Origin of the sequence: Flavobacterium sp. GSA192 (genome assembly GCF_006386525.1) — a bacterium.
Lineage (GTDB): Bacteria > Bacteroidota > Bacteroidia > Flavobacteriales > Flavobacteriaceae > Flavobacterium > Flavobacterium commune.
Genome location: NZ_VAHC01000001.1, coordinates 890786 through 907980, shown reverse-complemented (window position 1 = coordinate 907980; position 17195 = coordinate 890786). Strand labels below are relative to the sequence as shown.

Annotated in this window: 15 protein-coding genes; 12 read left to right on the top strand and 3 right to left on the bottom strand. The window is 34.3% G+C overall.

All coding sequences use genetic code 11. The annotated features are described in order from the left end of the window. Positions 1-265: 265 nt before the first annotated feature. Positions 266-694 (bottom strand): hypothetical protein, encoded by a 429-nt coding sequence (locus FDM27_RS03780; protein ID WP_140485231.1) that lies wholly within the window; start codon positions 692-694, stop codon positions 266-268. Between the two features lie 456 nt (positions 695-1150). Here FDM27_RS03780 and FDM27_RS03775 point away from each other — a divergent pair, with 456 nt between their 5' ends. Continuing rightward, positions 1151-1951 carry a DUF1961 family protein gene (locus tag FDM27_RS03775; protein WP_140485230.1) on the top strand — a complete coding sequence of 267 codons (801 nt, stop codon included), beginning with the start codon at positions 1151-1153 and terminating at the stop codon, positions 1949-1951. Between the two features lie 248 nt (positions 1952-2199). Next, a complete protein-coding gene (locus FDM27_RS03770) occupies positions 2200-4284 on the top strand; it encodes a beta-galactosidase (protein ID WP_140485229.1) in 2085 nt (694 codons plus the stop codon). A 65-nt stretch (positions 4285-4349) separates the two neighbouring features. Here FDM27_RS03770 and FDM27_RS03765 read toward each other — a convergent pair whose 3' ends face one another. Continuing rightward, the gene (locus tag FDM27_RS03765; protein ID WP_140485228.1) at positions 4350-6443 is read right to left on the bottom strand and encodes an alpha-L-fucosidase; all 2094 of its coding nucleotides are present in this window, start codon (positions 6441-6443) and stop codon (positions 4350-4352) included. Positions 6444-6814: 371 nt separating this feature from the next. Between FDM27_RS03765 and FDM27_RS03760 the strand changes: the two genes are divergently transcribed. The 5 genes from FDM27_RS03760 (at position 6815) to FDM27_RS03740 (ending at position 10618) form a co-directional block, all read left to right on the top strand. Then, positions 6815-7441, top strand: a complete 627-nt coding sequence (locus tag FDM27_RS03760; RefSeq protein ID WP_255510459.1) for a hypothetical protein — start codon at positions 6815-6817, stop codon at positions 7439-7441. A 269-nt stretch (positions 7442-7710) separates the two neighbouring features. Next, on the top strand, positions 7711-8124 hold the full coding sequence (locus tag FDM27_RS03755) for an RDD family protein (protein WP_140485227.1): 414 nt from the start codon (positions 7711-7713) through the stop codon (positions 8122-8124). A gap of 299 nt (positions 8125-8423) precedes the next feature. Beyond that, positions 8424-9416: a bile acid:sodium symporter family protein gene (locus FDM27_RS03750; protein WP_140485226.1), complete on the top strand. Its 993-nt coding sequence runs from the start codon at positions 8424-8426 to the stop codon at positions 9414-9416. Between the two features lie 98 nt (positions 9417-9514). Continuing rightward, the gene (locus FDM27_RS03745) at positions 9515-9829 is read left to right on the top strand and encodes a hypothetical protein (protein WP_071185398.1); all 315 of its coding nucleotides are present in this window, start codon (positions 9515-9517) and stop codon (positions 9827-9829) included. 60 nt (positions 9830-9889) lie between these two features. Next, positions 9890-10618, top strand: coding sequence for a sulfite exporter TauE/SafE family protein (locus FDM27_RS03740; RefSeq protein ID WP_140485225.1), 729 nt, complete (start codon positions 9890-9892; stop codon positions 10616-10618). Positions 10619-10877: 259 nt separating this feature from the next. On the opposite strand, the gene FDM27_RS03735 is transcribed toward FDM27_RS03740, so the two are convergent. Then, complete coding sequence (locus tag FDM27_RS03735) at positions 10878-11429, bottom strand: DUF4494 domain-containing protein (RefSeq protein WP_071186388.1); 552 nt, start codon at positions 11427-11429, stop codon at positions 10878-10880. 180 nt (positions 11430-11609) lie between these two features. Between FDM27_RS03735 and FDM27_RS03730 the strand changes: the two genes are divergently transcribed. The 5 genes from FDM27_RS03730 to FDM27_RS03710 all read left to right on the top strand — a co-directional run bounded on the left by FDM27_RS03730 (position 11610) and on the right by FDM27_RS03710 (position 17136). Then, positions 11610-12296, top strand: a complete 687-nt coding sequence (locus FDM27_RS03730; protein WP_140485224.1) for a 2'-5' RNA ligase family protein — start codon at positions 11610-11612, stop codon at positions 12294-12296. Positions 12297-12514: 218 nt separating this feature from the next. After that, on the top strand, positions 12515-13141 hold the full coding sequence (locus tag FDM27_RS03725; protein WP_071185395.1) for a TetR/AcrR family transcriptional regulator: 627 nt from the start codon (positions 12515-12517) through the stop codon (positions 13139-13141). Then, positions 13131-14462: a TolC family protein gene (locus FDM27_RS03720; RefSeq protein ID WP_071185394.1), complete on the top strand. Its 1332-nt coding sequence runs from the start codon at positions 13131-13133 to the stop codon at positions 14460-14462. The genes FDM27_RS03725 and FDM27_RS03720 overlap by 11 nt, the downstream gene beginning before the upstream one ends. A 12-nt stretch (positions 14463-14474) precedes the next feature. Continuing rightward, entirely contained in the window at positions 14475-15554 is a 1080-nt protein-coding gene (locus tag FDM27_RS03715; RefSeq protein WP_140485223.1) for an HlyD family secretion protein, read from the top strand. Between the two features lies 1 nt (position 15555). Then, positions 15556-17136 (top strand): MDR family MFS transporter, encoded by a 1581-nt coding sequence (locus tag FDM27_RS03710; RefSeq protein ID WP_140485222.1) that lies wholly within the window; start codon positions 15556-15558, stop codon positions 17134-17136. The last annotated feature ends 59 nt before the right edge of the window (positions 17137-17195 follow it).

The following is a 17195-nucleotide window of genomic DNA, read 5'->3' as shown; positions in this document are numbered from 1 at the left end:
ATTTATGTATCGTCCCTACAGGACTTTAAAATACCCCCTTATTATTTTCTCCGAAATAAATTTCGGAGCTACAAAATAGCCCGTTCCTACGGAACTTCATTATAGGTCTGAGTAAAATCTGGTGTATCCTTACCACAATTTACTTCCTCAATCTTGTCATTCCGACGCAAGAGGAATCTCATCCAGTAACTCTACAAAGTATTAAAGCTGTTTACTCATTTTGTAGGTAAAAATTGTAAAACTTCGTTATCGGGTTATGTAATATTCACCTATCTTTTTTGTAGTCGCTTTTTACTTTTTGAATTTCATCATTCATTTTTGCTTCCCAATTTTTACCATTTCTTTTTTCTAAATAAGGCTTTACGATAATTTCATACTTTTTTTGAGCTTCTATTGCTTTATAATCAACTATACAACCAGTATTAAAATAAATTATTCCGTATTTTTTTCTAATACTATCAATTTTATCATAAGTGTTCTTATCATATTCAGGTACAGGTAAACCTCCTGCAAATTTGAAAGTTACTTTGTCATTTTTTACATCTTTTTTTGCTTGCTCAATATATTCGTTTTCAATTTTTCTCAATTCAGACTTGTTTTTTGCAAATGTTGAAATTGTATAGCAAAAAGTATAAAGTAAAATCAGGACATTTAGAACCAAAAGGATTTTTTGAAATTTATTTCCATAACTCATTTTTTTGAGTGGAAACAAAGTAAAAATTAGTGAAAGAATAACCATCCCTAAAAATAAGAAAAACATTTTTTCCCATTCAAGTATATATTATGACTTCCCATATATCAATTATCATTGGATAGTTTATAAAATAAACTCCAAAAAAACTGACTAATAAAATTAAAGTCAAAGTGATTAAATTCCAAAATGTGATTTTATTTAACATTCTTTCGTATATATTAAAAAATATTCGTTCCTTTTCCAAAGTTTTACAACTTGTCTAAACGCTATTTTTGCTATCAAATATATAAAATTTATCTTTCAAAAAACATTTTATTCCTAGTCACTAACAGCTCCAAAACATACCCCCAACTCCTAAAAAACTTTGTAACTTAGCAACTCAACACCTTAGAAACTTAAATATTTTAAAAAAATCCCCAATAGTTCGTCTATTTTCGAAACAAATAGCCATTTATTATGAACTTAACACAACTTCTAATTTCAATATTCTTCCTTTCTGGTTCAATACATGCCCAAAATCCCGATAATAAAGAATTCAACATTCTAAACCAATCAAAACAATGGCAACTGCAATTTAAAGACAGCGGAACTAAAGACTGGCAATCCAAATGGTTTCTGGACGGGCTCGAAGCCACTATCAAAAACACTAAAGCAGGAATGCTTTTTAATGCCGGAACTAAAGCCGGAACTGATACTGACCATGCCGTATTATGGACTAAGGATTCTTTTAAGGGAAATGTAAAAATGGAATTCAGCTTTAGCAGAAAAGATACCGAAACCAAATGGGCTATTATTTTATATCTCCAGGCAACCGGTACAGGCCTTGCCCCTTACGTTGAAGACATTTCAAAATGGAATAATCTAAGAGCAATTCCGGCAATGAAAACCTATTTTACTAATATGAAAACTTTGCATATTAGTTATGCTTCTTTTGAAAATGATAATACTGACAGCAAAAATGATTACATCAGAGTGCGTCAATATCCAGTAATTATAGGACAAAATTTCAACACCACAACCGAAATCCCAAATCCTTATTTTGAAACCGAATTATTTAAAACGGACCAAACTTATAAAATTATATTAATTAAAACCAAAGCAAAACTCTATTTCAAGGTTGCTGGAAAAAACAGTTCCAAATTATTCTCATGGGATCTTAGCAAAAAACCTGAACTTCTGGAAGGTCGAATTGGTTTCAGACAGATGGCAACCCGATCAGCCTTGTACAAAGACATTTTGATTTACACAATTAAGTAGTGTTCAGAAATTAATATCGTATTTTAATAAAGTCTTAAATATCAATTTTTACCACAGATTTCACAGATTTACACAGATTATTTTTAGAAATCTTTTTAATCCTTCAAATCTGTGGTAAAAAGGATTCTTAATAATTGTTGGTGTATTTTTATATTTCGACAATATATCTTTCTAATTAAGTGAGAAAATTACACTTTATAACTAAAAAAACTTAGATTTGTAATTCACTATTACCAAACCATTATATTATGAATTATAAGATTACTAAATGCTTTCTGGCATTACTACTACTATTTAATACAGCTACTTTTGCCCAAAAAATCGAACAATTTTTTCCTTCTAAAGATTTGACTTCAGTGGGAGTGTATTATTATCCTGAACATTGGGATCCGGCGCAATGGGAGCGCGATTTCCAAAACATGGAAAAAATGGGATTTGAATTTACTCATTTTGGCGAATTTGCATGGGCACAACTCGAACCCGAAGAAGGCAAATATGATTTTAAATGGCTGGACAAATCATTAGAACTGGCTAAAAAATACCATCTAAAAGTCATTCTTTGTACTTCTACCGCTACGCCTCCGGTTTGGTTGGTTCGCAAGCATCCTGATGTTTTAGCCACTATGGAAGATGGCTCTAAAATGGATCATGGTACACGCCAGCATGCCACTTTCTCCAGCAATTATTATCGTTCTTATTCGATGAAAATGATTGCCGAATTAGCCAAAAGATATGGTAATGATAAAAATGTAATCGGATGGCAGGTGGATAATGAACCTCGTCGTTTTCTGGATTACGGACAAGATGCACACGAACGTTTTCGCAATTGGTTAAAAGAAAAATACAAAACCATCGATGTACTTAACGAAGCCTGGGGGAACAATTTCTGGAGCGGTACTTACAGCAGCTTTGACGAAATTAATATTCCGAAACATGCCATTTGGGGAATGAATTTACACTCCCAATTGGATCACTATCGTTTTGCTGATGATGAAACAGCGACTTTCCTGGACGAACAGGCTAAAGAAATCCGTAAATATTCGAATCCAAATCAATGGGTAACTTCTAATTACATTCCAATGTACGATGTGGGTTATGTAGGAGCCAGTAAAGAACTGGACTTTGTTTCTTATACCCGTTATATGGTTTATGGCAGCGATTTGGGCATTGGACCAAAAGGCTACCGCGTAGGCGATTATTCCCGAATTGCAATGTCTAATGATTTCTTTCGTCCTCTAAAAGGTGTTTATGGTGTAATGGAACTACAACCTGGACAAGTAAACTGGGGAAGTATTAATCCGCAACCTTTACCGGGAGCCATGCGACTTTGGTTGTGGCATGTTTTTGCCGGTGGCAGTAAATTTACCTGTACCTATCGCTATCGTGCGCCTTTGTACGGCTATGAGCAATACCACTACGGAATTGTAGGTACCGATGGAGTGACTCCTACAACTGGCGGATTAGAATTCAGCCAGTTTATCAAAGACATCAATACTTTGCGAAAAAAATACAATCCTAAAGCCCAATTGCCAAAGGAATATTTGCAACGCAAAACCGGAATTCTGTTCAATACCGATAACGTAATGGGAATTGACTTGAATAAACAAACCAATCAATGGAACACGGAGAATCATTTCTTAAAGTATTACAAAGCAGTGAAATCTTTTGGAGCAGCTGTAGATTTTGTTCGTGATACGACTGATTTTTCTAAATATCCGGTATTGATTGCACCTGCTTATCAAATGATTGACCAGCAAATGATTGATAAATTAACTGCTTATGCTCAAAACGGAGGAAACTTAGTATTGAGCTGCCGTTCAGGAATTCAAAACCGAAAAGGGCATCTTTGGGAAGCTAAATTCTACGAGCCGATGTGGAAATTAATTGGCTCCGAAATTGAATCCTATGATTTGTTAATGCCGCAATCACCTGACAAAATTAAATTTAACAATCAGGATTTTGATTGGGTTTCTTGGGGTGATTTATTAAAACCAAACAAAGGAACCGAAATATGGGGAACTTACCAAGGTGATTTCTATGCCGGAACTGCTGCTGTAATTTCGCGTAAATTAGGTAAAGGAACCGTAACTTATATTGGTGTTGATTCGAAAAAAGGAGATTTGGAAAAACAGGTTTTGACCAAATTATACCAACAACAAAATATCCCGATTGAAAATTATCCAGAAGGAATATTAGTAGAATACCGTGATGGTTTTGGAATCGCTGTAAACTATTCGGATAAAATTTACGAGATGAAACTTCCTGCGAATGCTGAGATTATCATTGGAACAAAATCCATGAAGACTGCTGATGTATTGGTTTGGAAACTATAAATACAATCTCAAATAAATACTAATAAATAAGGCTTCGTTATAAAAATCGAAGCCTTATTCTTTTATTACTCTATTACGTTTATTTCGCAAATAGTGAGATTATTTCCTTTTTCAATAGCTGATTTGGCTATAAATTTTATATACCTGGCATTAACTGCCGAAAAAAGTTTAATCTGTTCTATTGGATTATTTTTAATATTCGAAAACTCACCTTCAGATTGCCTGCTCCAATGTACATTATCCAAACTGGTAAAAAACTCATAATTAGCAATTAAATTAAGATGATGTCCCTGCTGTTTTGGCACATAAGAGAAACCTTTTATACTCATGATTGCTCCCATATCAATTATGACTTCTTGTGGTAGTAGATGGGTTTCATTACCAAAACTCCAATCGGTCATTGGGTCTCCGTCTATAATTCGCTGTACATTAGTCATATCTCCACTGGAAACGGAAACTACTTTCCAATTTTCTTTTGACATGCCATACTTAGCTATTTCAATAGCACTACTCCTCTTTTCTAAGGTATCTATAGCTATGGCTTGTATTTTTACCGCTTTAGGGTATCGAAAAGGGGTTGTGTACAAAACACTCTTTGTTGATGGAACTGAGCCGTCAAGAGTATAGTAAATTCGGCTGCCTTGTTCGGATTCCATACGTACTACGCCATTTTTATCTCTACTTATTTCAGGCATACGAACAAAAACAGCTGCATCAAAAGCCTGAATATTGGATAGCAGAATACTGGCTTTTGAGTCGGTAATATTCACTCGCAGTGCCGAAGCTACAACTCTGTCAAATCTTAAAATTCGTTTGTAACCAATAGTGGTTTGGCTTGCAATTGTTTTCCATTTTCCATCAATCTTAGCCTCAACGGTAAATGCTTTTACTCTTTGCCCCAGCTGTATGTACTCCTGAAGTAATAGTCTGTTAACCGCTGTTGGTTTTTTAAATTCAAATGCAATACTGGCCGTTTTCACTTCATCATCGGTAGCCCAGTAAGTGTTTTTATTGCCATCAATTGCGTTTTGAGGAGCATATTTATCATTGTTCCCTCTGTAATTATTAGCTGTTACTCTGGTTTTTGCCAGAACTTCGGTTCTAAAATCGGCTTTGATAGTTGCGGTAAATTCTTTTAATCTTCGAATATCATTCTCATTAATTAATCCTCTTTTATCAGGTGGTAAATTCAACAAAAGCGTAGCATTGCGACCTATGGATTTATAATAAATATCGACCATTTGGTCTAATGATTTCACTTTGTCATCTTCGGAAGCATGATAAAACCAACCTGGTCTAATGGAAACATCGGCTTCGCCCGGCACCCATTTTTCACCATCTTCATGCCCTGATGTGTATTCAGAATAATGTACTTTGCCTGCTAAATCGTCTTTTTGACGTAACAAACTCCAATTGGTTTCATTAGCAAAACCGTCCTCATTCCCTATCCATCTGGCTTCCGAAGGTCCTATCCCCCACACTAATGTTTTAGGAGCTATTTTATAAATCAATTGATAAGTTTCTTCCCAATCGTAATAGTCTAAAGTGTTTATTTTTCTGATTTCATTGGCACCACCATAATAGCCATCGCCACCATTGGCACCGTCAAACCACATTTCGAAAACCTCTCCGTAATTTGTCAATAACTCTTTTAGTTGGTTTCTAAAATAGCTTATGTATGCCGGTTTACCATAATCGGCATGATTTCTATCCCAGGGAGAAAGATACAAGCCTAATTTTAGACCGTACTCTTTACAGGCAGCGGCTAATTCTTTAACAACATCCCCTTTTCCGTTCTTCCAGGGAGCATTTTTTACAGAACGCTCAGTATATGCCGATGGCCACAAACAAAATCCATCGTGGTGTTTGGCTACTAAAATAATTCCTTTCATTCCGGCTTCTTTTGCCACTCTCGCCCATTGGCGTACATCTAGGTCTGAGGGATTAAATAACTGAGGCGATTCGTCCCCAAAACCCCATTCTTTATTAGTAAAAGTGTTTAGCGAAAAATGGATAAAAGCATAGAATTCCATTTGCTGCCAGTCCATTTGTTTCTGAGTGGGCACAGCGGCAAAAGGCTGTGGAGCATTGAATAATTCCTGAGCACTGATAGTCGATAATACTCCAAAAAAACTCAGTAAAAAAAGAAACTGTTTCATTAAAATCGTCATTTATAGGGTATGAATAAATATTGGAAAGATAAATTTAACCCAAAACCGTTGCATGGCTAACACTATTTCGACCAATAACATTTTTAAACATATTTAGGTTAAACAAAGGAGTTCCTTTGCCAATCAATCCAGCCCGAAACCTTAAGATAAATAATACGGAAACAACAAAACCATGTACTAATTTGTAAGATTTATTTATATATTAGCAAAAAATAAGCACTGACGTATATCAGATAAAACTAACCTGTTTTTTTTGGTAGATTGGAGTCATTTTGTAGCTTGTATGAACGATTTAACAGCTATGCCAAGACGATAATTTAAACATCAAAAACAATAAGTAAAAACAACAAACAAGACAAATGAAAAAACTATTAACAATCGTAATGACAGTTCTGACAGCAACTGTTTTCGGACAAAATTTTCAAGGTCAAATCGTTTACCAAAACACTTACACAAGTAAACTTCCAAACGTAACGTCCGAACAATTTTCAACAATGATGGGTTCAACACAAAACTACATCATCAAAGATGGCGACTACAAATCAAGTACTAACGGAACAATGTTTCAATGGCAACTTTATATCAACAAAGACAACAAACTTTACAACAAAATGTCAAACTCTGAAACTGTTTTCTGGAATGATGGTGCGACAAATCCTGATGGAATTTTAAAAATTGAAGTAAACAAAGGCGTTACAGAAGTTCTTGGTCACAAATGTGACGAAATTGTTTTTACTTGTAAAAGTGGAATACAGAAATATTATTTCAACTCTAAAATTAGCGTTGAACCTTCGATTTTTACAGGACATTTGTTTGGAAATTGGTATGATTATTTAAAAGTCGCAAAAGCATTACCATTAAAAATGGTTATTGAAAATGCCCAATTTACCTTGACAAGCATTGCTACAGAAATAAAAGAAATGAAACTTGATGCCAAAGAATTTCAACTATCTAAAAATACAAAGACAGTGAAAAGCCCATACTAACAAAAAAGAAAAAGACGCAAGCTGCTAACTCATTTTTTACATCAGGCAAACTAACGTGCAGAAATGGAGTTTTGTTATTCTACTCATAATTCAGTACTGGTTGGCAGTTTTGTGTTCCAATACCAATCAGAACGAAAATTCGGAAACATTAGCAATAAATAAAATATTATGGAATCATTAGCAACTGTAGAAATAATTTTAATTGTAGCAATAACAGTTTTGCCAATAGTTATTATCTTGATAATTAAGAAAAGAAAAAAACAATAATTATGACACAAAACGACCTAAAACTTGCAAATCAAGGACAACGAATTTTAAATGCCATTATCGATATGGTTACATTTTTAGTCATTTGGTTTTTACTTTCAATCGGACTTATGCTTTTAGAGCTTAATCAAACATACACAGACGAAACGCACAAACAATTACCAATAATCCCAATTATCATTTTACTTCCGACTTTTTGGGGTTATTATCTTTTGACTGAGTATAAATTTCAAAGAACATTAGGAAAAGTATTAACCAAAACAAAAGTAGTTTCATCATCGGGTGACAAACCTACTTTAAAACAACTAATCTTTAGAACATTGAGCAGGAGCATCCCGCTTGAGTATTTTTCATATATAGTAACAGTTAAAGGAATACATGATAAGCTTTCTAGCACAAGAGTGATTAAAAACTGACAAAACAGAGACCGCTTTAGTAGCAGAAAGAAAACCTGCAACTAATAATTAGAATTTTACTGTCTTCAAAAAACTAAGAAGGAAAAACCTCTTGAATCGACCGCAGCGGACTAGTGGAATCAATGCAATACAACGACTATGAATTTTTCGATAAACTATTTTTAAAACTCAAGAATTCCTTGTCCTCATTTTTATTCTAAACCGTTAAAAGCCTGCTAAAATTGGGTAATTGTTGTTTGTCTTTTTACTAAGTTCCTACCTTTGCCTGCTCATTTAGTTTACAAATCAGATAGCATAGTATGAAATTTAAAATTGACAAATTCGTCCTTTCGATCATTTTGGTAGTGCTTCTGGCCTATATTTTTCCACAATTAGGTAGTACATCAAGTTCAATTCCTTTAGATAGTATTGCCAGTTTGGGCGTTTCGTTGATTTTCTTTTTCTACGGTCTCAAACTTAGCCCTGAAAAAATAAAATCAGGATTGAAAAACTGGAAATTACATCTTTTAGTACAAGTCTGCACTTTCTTGATATTTCCTGTCATTATTCTGTGTTTTTACCCTTTAATCCACTCTGAATACGATAAAAATATTTGGCTTGCCTTTCTATTTTTAGCTTCCCTGCCTTCAACGGTTTCTTCATCGGTAGTAATGGTTTCCATAGCCAAAGGCAACATTCCTGCCGCCATTTTTAATGCCAGTATTTCGGGTTTAATCGGGATTATTGTTACCCCACTTTGGTTGGGACTGTTCCTGAATACTACAACAAACAGTTATAATTTAGGAGACATTTATACCAAATTGATTATAGAAGTGGTAGTTCCGGTTATTTTGGGCTTGTTTTTACATCGTTTTTGGGGTAATTTGGCTCAAAAACACAATAACTACCTGACCTTATTTGACAAATCCATCATCCTATTAATTATCTACAAAAGTTTTGCCCACTCTTTTGAAGAAAATGTCTTTAGCGAAATTGATGCTTTTGCCATTATGACTATTGCAATAGCGGTCACTGTTTTATTTTATTTAGTTTATTTCCTTACGGGTTTTATAAGCAACAAACTTGGATTTAGTGCCGAAGATAAAATTACAGCTCAATTTTGTGGTACTAAAAAATCATTAGTCCACGGAACCGTATTTGCTAAAATATTGTTTCCAAATCCAAGTGTCATGGGGATTGTTCTTCTTCCCATCATGCTTTTTCATGCTTTACAAATTTTCATCATCAGCTTTATAGCCACTCATGCCGCTAATCGAAAAGAGGAAAATCCGATTTATTTAAACCTAAAATAACTCTTTGTTTTTCAAAGAAGTAAAACCCCAAACCAATAGTATTATTTCTTAACTTTATAAGTACAAAAACATTTGTTTAACTTCTAATTTTTGTACTCATGTATATTGTTCGAGAAATTTTTTATCTGCAATTTGGCCGTTATAAAGAAGCCAAAGTTTTGATTGATGAGGCCACCCAGGGTGGATTGTTTCCTCAAACAACCGGAAACAGAGTTTTAACTGATTTTACCGGAGAAAGCTACCGACTTATTTTTGAATCGTCTTATGCCACACTTGCTGATTTTGAACAAGAATTAGCAAGAGATATGGGAGTTGCAGACTGGAAGCCCTGGTACGAAAAATTCAAAGTCCTGGTTCGTCATTCTGAAAGAGAAATTCTCAAACAAATTGATATTAAAAAATTAATCAGTTGAATTGGAATGAAATCAGTATTTCTCTTTTGGATTATAAACAAGATTAAAACAACTTAACTATTGGAAAATTTAGCCTTATTTATTCTCTTAGCACTATTGGCAGAAATTCTGGGTACTGTGGGCGGATTTGGCTCTTCGCTGTTTTTTGTTCCTATTGCCAGTTATTTTTTAGATTTTCATTCGGTATTAGGAATCACAGCCTTGTTTCATGTATCGAGTAATATTAGTAAAATTGCTTTTTTCAGAAAGGGCTTTGATAAAAAACTGCTCATCTCCATAGGAATTCCGGCAGTAATCTTTGTAATTACCGGAGCTTTTATTAGCCGGTTTATTAATCCCAAAACGCTTGAAACAGCACTGGCAATCTTCCTGATTGGGACTAGTTTAGTTTTTTTATTTTTTAAAAACCTGAGTATCAAACCCACTACAACAAATTCAATTTTAGGTGGAACTTTCTCAGGATTAATTGCAGGTTTATTAGGTACAGGAGGTGCCATTCGGGGAATGACTCTGGCAGCTTATAATCTTAAAATGGAAGTTTTTATTGCAACTTCGGCCATCATTGATTTAGCCATCGATTCCAGCAGAAGTATTGTGTATAGCTACAACGGCTATGTTCATAAACACGACATCTACCTCATCCCTATTCTGCTTTTGGTAAGCATAGCAGGTACTTTTATTGGAAAAAAAATATTAGACCGTATTTCGGAAACGCAATTCAAATCGATTGTACTGATTTTAATTTTGATTACAGGAATTGTAACGCTTTCTAAAGTGCTATTCAACTAAAAAAATTGCAAATTAGATTGGCATTCGTATTAAAAAATTTTCACCATAAATTACACAAATAAACACAAATTAAACCCGTTATAATTACACGAATCTGCCAAAGGCAGATAGAAATTTGTGTTATTCAATTTTAATTTTATCAGAATTAGTGACAATTGGTGTAATTTATGTTCAACTTTTTTTAAAAACCAAAAAAAATCGCAAATTAGACACTCAAAAGTTAATGCTAATTTGCGATTTTATTTGAATAGAATCAGCACTATACCGTTTCTTCCTCTTCAGTAACAAATTCCATGTGGTCTTCTACCTCTGAAACAATTTCTGGCTTAGAAGCTTTAAGTGCATTGAACTTTTCTAATTGTTCCAACTCGTCTTCAGCACCACTGAAATAAGGGAAAACATCCAAAACAGCTGATTCAGAAATTGCAGGAATGGTATAATCGCCCATCGTACCTTTCATCGTATGTACCGTATTGTCATAAGCTTCTTTTACATCATTAGCCTGAACTAAAAAATACATATTGGTCTTGCGCTCTTTACCGCTTTCTTCATCATAAGCCAATAATGAAATTTTGGATTTAAACCAGCGATCGGCATTTTCAAAAGGATGAATTTCGGCATAATTAGCCACTTTAATATTGGCTATTTTAAACTCTTCACTCACATAAGCTTTCATCTCTTCATTGATTCTGCTCTCGGCCTCTGTGAAGGAAATTGCGTCAACCAAATAAATTTCGCCTACCATTTTTTGATTTCCTGTCTCGTCAGTTTTTCTATATTTTACTTTGCATTCGTACCAAATTGCGCTCATAATTTCTTTTTTTAAGGATGCCAAAGATAGATTTTAGAGCAAAATAAACATCAAATAAACAAAAATAGATATTCACAATTTTGAATCAAAAAAGCTATCCATTTTACTACGAAGCATTTAGCTTTTATTAAAATAAGCTGCTGAAAAAATCCTTAATTTTGTATTTCACAATAACTTTTCATGGATTTAGTTGCTCATTACAATCAATTGTTTACCGAATCGGCAGAGGCAATTTCGAATAATAATTATGTAATAGACCCTAAAATTGATGCAGAAAACGACAATCGTTTTGGGATTACTTTACTCATTCGCCCCCCGGAATCAATAAAAAATAAGATTCAGTCGTTTTTAAACGAACTTAAGAAAGAGGATACTGCTCAATATTATTATCCCAATTCGGATATGCACATCACCGTTTTATCTATCATTTCCTGTCATGACGGTTTTTCTTTAAGTCAAATCAATCCTTCTGCATATATTGCTGTCATCCATGAAAATTTAATTCACTTGAAGAATTTGGAAATTAATCTAAACGGAATTACAGCTTCCAATTCGACCATTATGATTCAAGGATTTCCAACGAATGAGAGTCTAAATTCATTTCGGGATTCGCTTAGAAAAGCATTCAAAAAAACTAATTTGGAACAAAGTATCGATAGTCGTTATACCTTATTTACTGCTCACATTAGTGTTTGTCGCTTTAGAAAACCTATTACCGATACGACAAAACTCGTTTCTTTATTGGAAAAATACCGCAACGAGGATTTTGGAAAATTTGCAGTAAACCAACTCGAATTAGTCTATAATGACTGGTACCAAAGAAAAGAAAAAACGCAACTTTTGCATCAGTTTAGGATTCAAAAATAAAGGTCTTTGTTAGTTTAATGTTTCCTTCCATAATTCTATTTCTCCATAAAATCCAAGCAACAAAACCAAACAAGCACAACAGAACCAACAACTTACCACATTAAAAACCTCTCAAAAAGACCGAATCAACTTTGTTAATATTACGTTAAAAAATAATTAAACAGCTGTTTAAATTAAACAGTTGTTTAATTTTGTACTGTAATTAAAAACAAATCCAATTGAAAACTGATTTTAACGAAAAGCAAATTCAAATTCTTCTGATAGCAGAAACGCTATTTGCCGAGAATGGATTCGAGGGAACTTCGATTAGAACGATAGCTAAGGAGGCCGAGATTAATGTCGCGATGGTTTCCTATTATTTTGGTTCGAAAGAAAAATTATTAGAAGCATTGATTGTTTATCGAACTTCTGATTTAAAAATTCAAATAGAAAATCTATCTGTTGAAGATTTAGACCCTATTGAAAAAATTGACAAACTGATTGAACTGTACGTCAACCGTATTAGATGCAATAAAGGGATTTACAGAATCTTACATTTTGAATTTGCAACAGAAGAAAAAGAGGATAAATTGAAAGTTCTTAACGAAGTAAGGGATCGAAATTTAAAATCATTGGAAACTATAATTCGGGAAGGACAACAAAAAGGTATTTTTAGAAAAGACGTCATTATTCCACTGATTCCTCCCACAATTATGGGTACGTTTTTCCACTTTAGTATGAATAAAGCTTATTTCAAAAAACTGTTGGCTTTAGAAACCGACGAAGATTTCGAAAATTATATCCAAACAAAATTTAAAACGCACATCCAACAAACAATAAAAGCACTTCTAATATATGAAAGCTAGACAATTAATGCTTTTAGGGATTTTATTTCTAGGGATAAGCTCCACAGAAGCACAACAAAGAAAGAGTTTATCACTCAACGATGCCGTTCACTTGGCCTGGGAAAAGAGTAACGAAGTCAACTTAGCTAATGCCAAAGTAGCAACTAAAAAACACGAATTGCAATCGGTAAAAAACAACTTATATCCCGATTTAAAAGCTTCGGCACAATACCAACGATTGACAAAAGCTTCAGTTAATATAAAAAGCAATAGTAGCGACAGCGAATCAGCTAATAAAGCACCAAACGTTGACCAATTGGTTTTGGGACAAATTAATGCCACTTTGCCTATTTTCTCAGGCTTTAAATTAAAGAATAGCATTAAGGTTTCGGATAATTTGTATCAGGCTGAAACGGCTAATGCTTTGCAAACCAAAGAAGAAACAGCAATGAAAGTCATCAACTACTATGCAGCCTTGTACAAAGCACAAAAAACAGTTGAATTGCTGAACGAAAATTACAAAAGTGCCGAACAACGTGTTAAGGATTTTACAGAATTAGAAAAAAACGAAATTGTTCCTAAAAACGATTTGCTAAAAACACAATTACAACTTTCTAAAGTACAACTGTCTTTAGACCAGGCCAAAAGTAATTTAAGTGTTATAAATTATGAATTGACCAATTTCCTGAAACTGGATCCTAAAACTGCAATTGAAATTAAAGAAAGTGATTTCTACAATTTTGAAACAAATAACATTCCCATAGATGAAAATCCGGCATTGGAAAACCGTAAGGATTTAGAAGCAATCCGCCTTCAGGAAAAAGCAAGTCAGGCCAATATTAAAGTAGCTAAAAGTGGCTACTACCCTTCCCTTTCATTAATTGGCGGATACACTACACTTGATTTAAAAAATGTTGTAACGATTCAAAACGCAATGAATTTTGGAGTGGGAATTTCGTATAATTTGAGTGGTATTTTTAAAAATGCAACTGAGGTAAAAGTAGCAAAAAGTCAGGCCGAAGAATTACAGGCTTCGGAAATGATGCTTACCGATTACATCAAAATTGAGGTACAAAAAGCAATTGAAGATTATGATTTGGCAATGAAACAAAAAAATGTTTACGCCCAGGCTGTAGAACAGGCAACTGAAAATTATAGAATTTTAAAAGACAAATACGACAACGGTCTTGCAGACACGAATGATTTACTGGAAGCCGATGTAGAACAACTCAGTGCAAAAATCAACAATACTGTAGCTAAGGCTGATGTAACTCAAAAATATTACAGGCTCCTGGCCGCAACAGGACAACTAAACCAAACCTTCAAGCTTTCTAAAATATAATCGATACCTAAAATGGAAAAGAAAAAAACAAACAAAAAATTTATCGTTATAATAGGTTCCTTAATTCTATTAGGCGTTGTATATGGTTCCTACAAATACATTCACTCTCTATCGCACGAAGGAACAGATGATGCGCAGATAGAAAAATACATGACACCAATAATCCCGAGAGTTTCGGGTTATGTAAAAAAAGTCTATATCAAAGACAATGATTTTGTAAAAAAAGGAGATACGCTGTTTACCATTGATCAGAGAGATTACCAATTAAAGATTGACGAAGCTACAGCTGCATTGGCAGCCGCCGAAGGAAATTTTGAAGTTTCAAAAGCAGATGTGAGTAGTATTCTGGCTAATATTTCGGTATCGGATGCCAATGTAAAATCGGCAGGCGGAAATATTCAATCCGCTAAAATCAAATTAGGTTTGGCAACCAATGATTTCAACCGCTACAGCAATTTATATAAAAACCATACGATTACCAAACAGCAATACGAGCAAGCTTTGGCCGCTAAACAGGAAGCCGAAAATCAGGTGCGTATTTTACAACAACAAGAAAGAGCAAGTGCTTTTCAAAAATCGGTTATTCAGGCAAAATCAGTTGTTTCCAACAAAGAAACCGATGTGGCTGCTGCCAATATCAAAAGAGCACAAGCCTTATTAGAATCGGCTAAATTAAACTTAAGCTATACCGTAATTACAGCAGCTATTGACGGACAGGTTTCTAAAATTGATATTCAACCGGGACAATTGGTACAACCGGGACAATCTTTGTTTTACATTATCAACAACAACGAAGCATGGGTAATTGCTAATTTCAAAGAAACGCAGTTAAACAAAATGGTAGCTGGTCAAAAAGTAGCCCTAAAAGTAGATGCTTATCCTGATTATGAATTTACAGGAACCATTACTTCATTTTCTCCGGCAACAGGATCTCGTTTTTCAATTTTACCTCCGGATAATGCAACCGGAAATTTTGTAAAAACAATCCAACGTTTGCCTGTAAAAATTAGTATTGATGCTGGCAACGACATTGAAAAAGTGAAACTATTACGTCCGGGAATGAATGTGGATGTAGATGTACATATAAAGTAATATGATACTAGCAGATGACGATTTAGTAGAATATGGCTTTAGAAGAGTTATCATAACAATTACAGCGGTACTTTGTGCACTGCTGGAAATTGTAGATACCACTATTGTCAATGTGGCTTTGACCAATATGCGAGGAAGCCTTGGAGCCACTTTAACGGATGTTGCCTGGGTGATTACGGCCTATGCCATTGCAAACGTTATTATCATCCCAATGACAAGCTGGCTTTCGCAGCAATTTGGAAGACGTAATTATTTTGCTGTTTCGATTGTAATATTTACGGTTGCTTCTTTTTTATGTGGAAATGCAACGAATATTTGGGAATTAGTAGCCTTTCGATTTGTTCAGGGCTTAGGTGGTGGTGCTTTGCTGGTAACAGCACAAACCATCATTACCGAAAGTTATCCTATTGCCAAACGTGGAATGGCACAGGCTATTTACGGAATGGGTGTAATTGTAGGCCCTACCCTTGGCCCACCATTAGGAGGTTATTTAGTAGATAATTTTTCATGGCCCTATATTTTTTATATCAATATTCCTCTGGGAATTATTGCTACGCTTTTAACTTTGAGCTTTGTGAGAAGTCCAAAATATGGTGAAAAATTAAAATCGAATCAGGTCGATTGGTACGGAATCATTCTTTTGGCAACTTTTATTGGTTCGTTACAATTTGTTTTGGAACACGGCCAACAGGATGATTGGTTTAACAATAATCTGATTTTAAGCTTAAGTATTATTTCATTATTTGGATTAATCCTTTTTATCTGGCGACAATTGGTTTACAAATATCCAATTGTGAATTTAAGTGTATTAAAAGACAGTAATTTAAGAATTGGAACCATTATGAGTTTTATTCTTGGATTTGGGCTCTATGGTTCTACGTTAATTATTCCTATCTATACCCAATCTCTTTTGGGATGGACTGCTACCGATGCCGGTTTATTATTAATTCCGGGATCGATAACTACAGCCATTATGATGCCGTTTGTGGGTAAAATGATTCAGAAAGGTGTTCCGCAAGGTTATATGGTGGCTGCCGGTTTCTTTGCTTTCTTTATTTTTACCTTGATGATGTATTATAACATGACTCCGGATACAGGAGTAGAACACATGTACTGGCCTTTAATATTGAGAGGAATTGGATTAGGACTACTTTTTGTACCTATTACCACTTTATCACTCTCTACTCTAAAAGGAAAAAACATTGGCGAAGGAGCGGCTTTTACCGGAATGATGCGACAACTGGGAGGATCTTTTGGTATTGCTATTATTACCACTTTTATCACCCGATTAACACAAACACATCGTGTAAATCTTGTTGCTAATTTGGATGGCAGTAAATTAGAAGTACAACAACGTCTGAACCAGTTACAGCAAGGTTTTATGGCTAAAGGCTATTCGATTAACGAATCTTTGAAAAAAGCATACGAAGTACTTGATTTTTCGGTTATCAAACAAAGTACGGTATTGGCTTATATGGATATTTTTCTATATCTCGGATTACTGTTTTTGTGCTGTATTCCTTTTATTTTATTAATTAAAAAAGGAAAAAACAAAATTAATGCAGCCGATGCAATGCACTAAAAAAAACTGATACAAAAACAAAACTGCCCCCAAAAAGTCATCACTTATTGGGGGCAGTT

What these genes read in the sequence shown, in the direction of transcription:
- FDM27_RS03775 (WP_140485230.1), top strand. Translation starts at nt 1,151, where the DNA reads ATGAACTTAACACAACTTCTAATTTCAATATTCTTCCTTTCTGGTTCA.
- FDM27_RS03750 (WP_140485226.1), top strand. Translation starts at nt 8,424, where the DNA reads ATGAAATTTAAAATTGACAAATTCGTCCTTTCGATCATTTTGGTAGTG.
- FDM27_RS03780 (WP_140485231.1), bottom strand. Translation starts at nt 694, where the DNA reads ATGAGTTATGGAAATAAATTTCAAAAAATCCTTTTGGTTCTAAATGTC.
- FDM27_RS03715 (WP_140485223.1), top strand. Translation starts at nt 14,475, where the DNA reads ATGGAAAAGAAAAAAACAAACAAAAAATTTATCGTTATAATAGGTTCC.
- FDM27_RS03730 (WP_140485224.1), top strand. Translation starts at nt 11,610, where the DNA reads ATGGATTTAGTTGCTCATTACAATCAATTGTTTACCGAATCGGCAGAG.
- FDM27_RS03760 (WP_255510459.1), top strand. Translation starts at nt 6,815, where the DNA reads ATGAAAAAACTATTAACAATCGTAATGACAGTTCTGACAGCAACTGTT.
- FDM27_RS03765 (WP_140485228.1), bottom strand. Translation starts at nt 6,443, where the DNA reads ATGAAACAGTTTCTTTTTTTACTGAGTTTTTTTGGAGTATTATCGACT.
- FDM27_RS03755 (WP_140485227.1), top strand. Translation starts at nt 7,711, where the DNA reads ATGACACAAAACGACCTAAAACTTGCAAATCAAGGACAACGAATTTTA.
- FDM27_RS03735 (WP_071186388.1), bottom strand. Translation starts at nt 11,429, where the DNA reads ATGAGCGCAATTTGGTACGAATGCAAAGTAAAATATAGAAAAACTGAC.
- FDM27_RS03745 (WP_071185398.1), top strand. Translation starts at nt 9,515, where the DNA reads ATGTATATTGTTCGAGAAATTTTTTATCTGCAATTTGGCCGTTATAAA.
- FDM27_RS03770 (WP_140485229.1), top strand. Translation starts at nt 2,200, where the DNA reads ATGAATTATAAGATTACTAAATGCTTTCTGGCATTACTACTACTATTT.
- FDM27_RS03710 (WP_140485222.1), top strand. Translation starts at nt 15,556, where the DNA reads ATGATACTAGCAGATGACGATTTAGTAGAATATGGCTTTAGAAGAGTT.
- FDM27_RS03720 (WP_071185394.1), top strand. Translation starts at nt 13,131, where the DNA reads ATGAAAGCTAGACAATTAATGCTTTTAGGGATTTTATTTCTAGGGATA.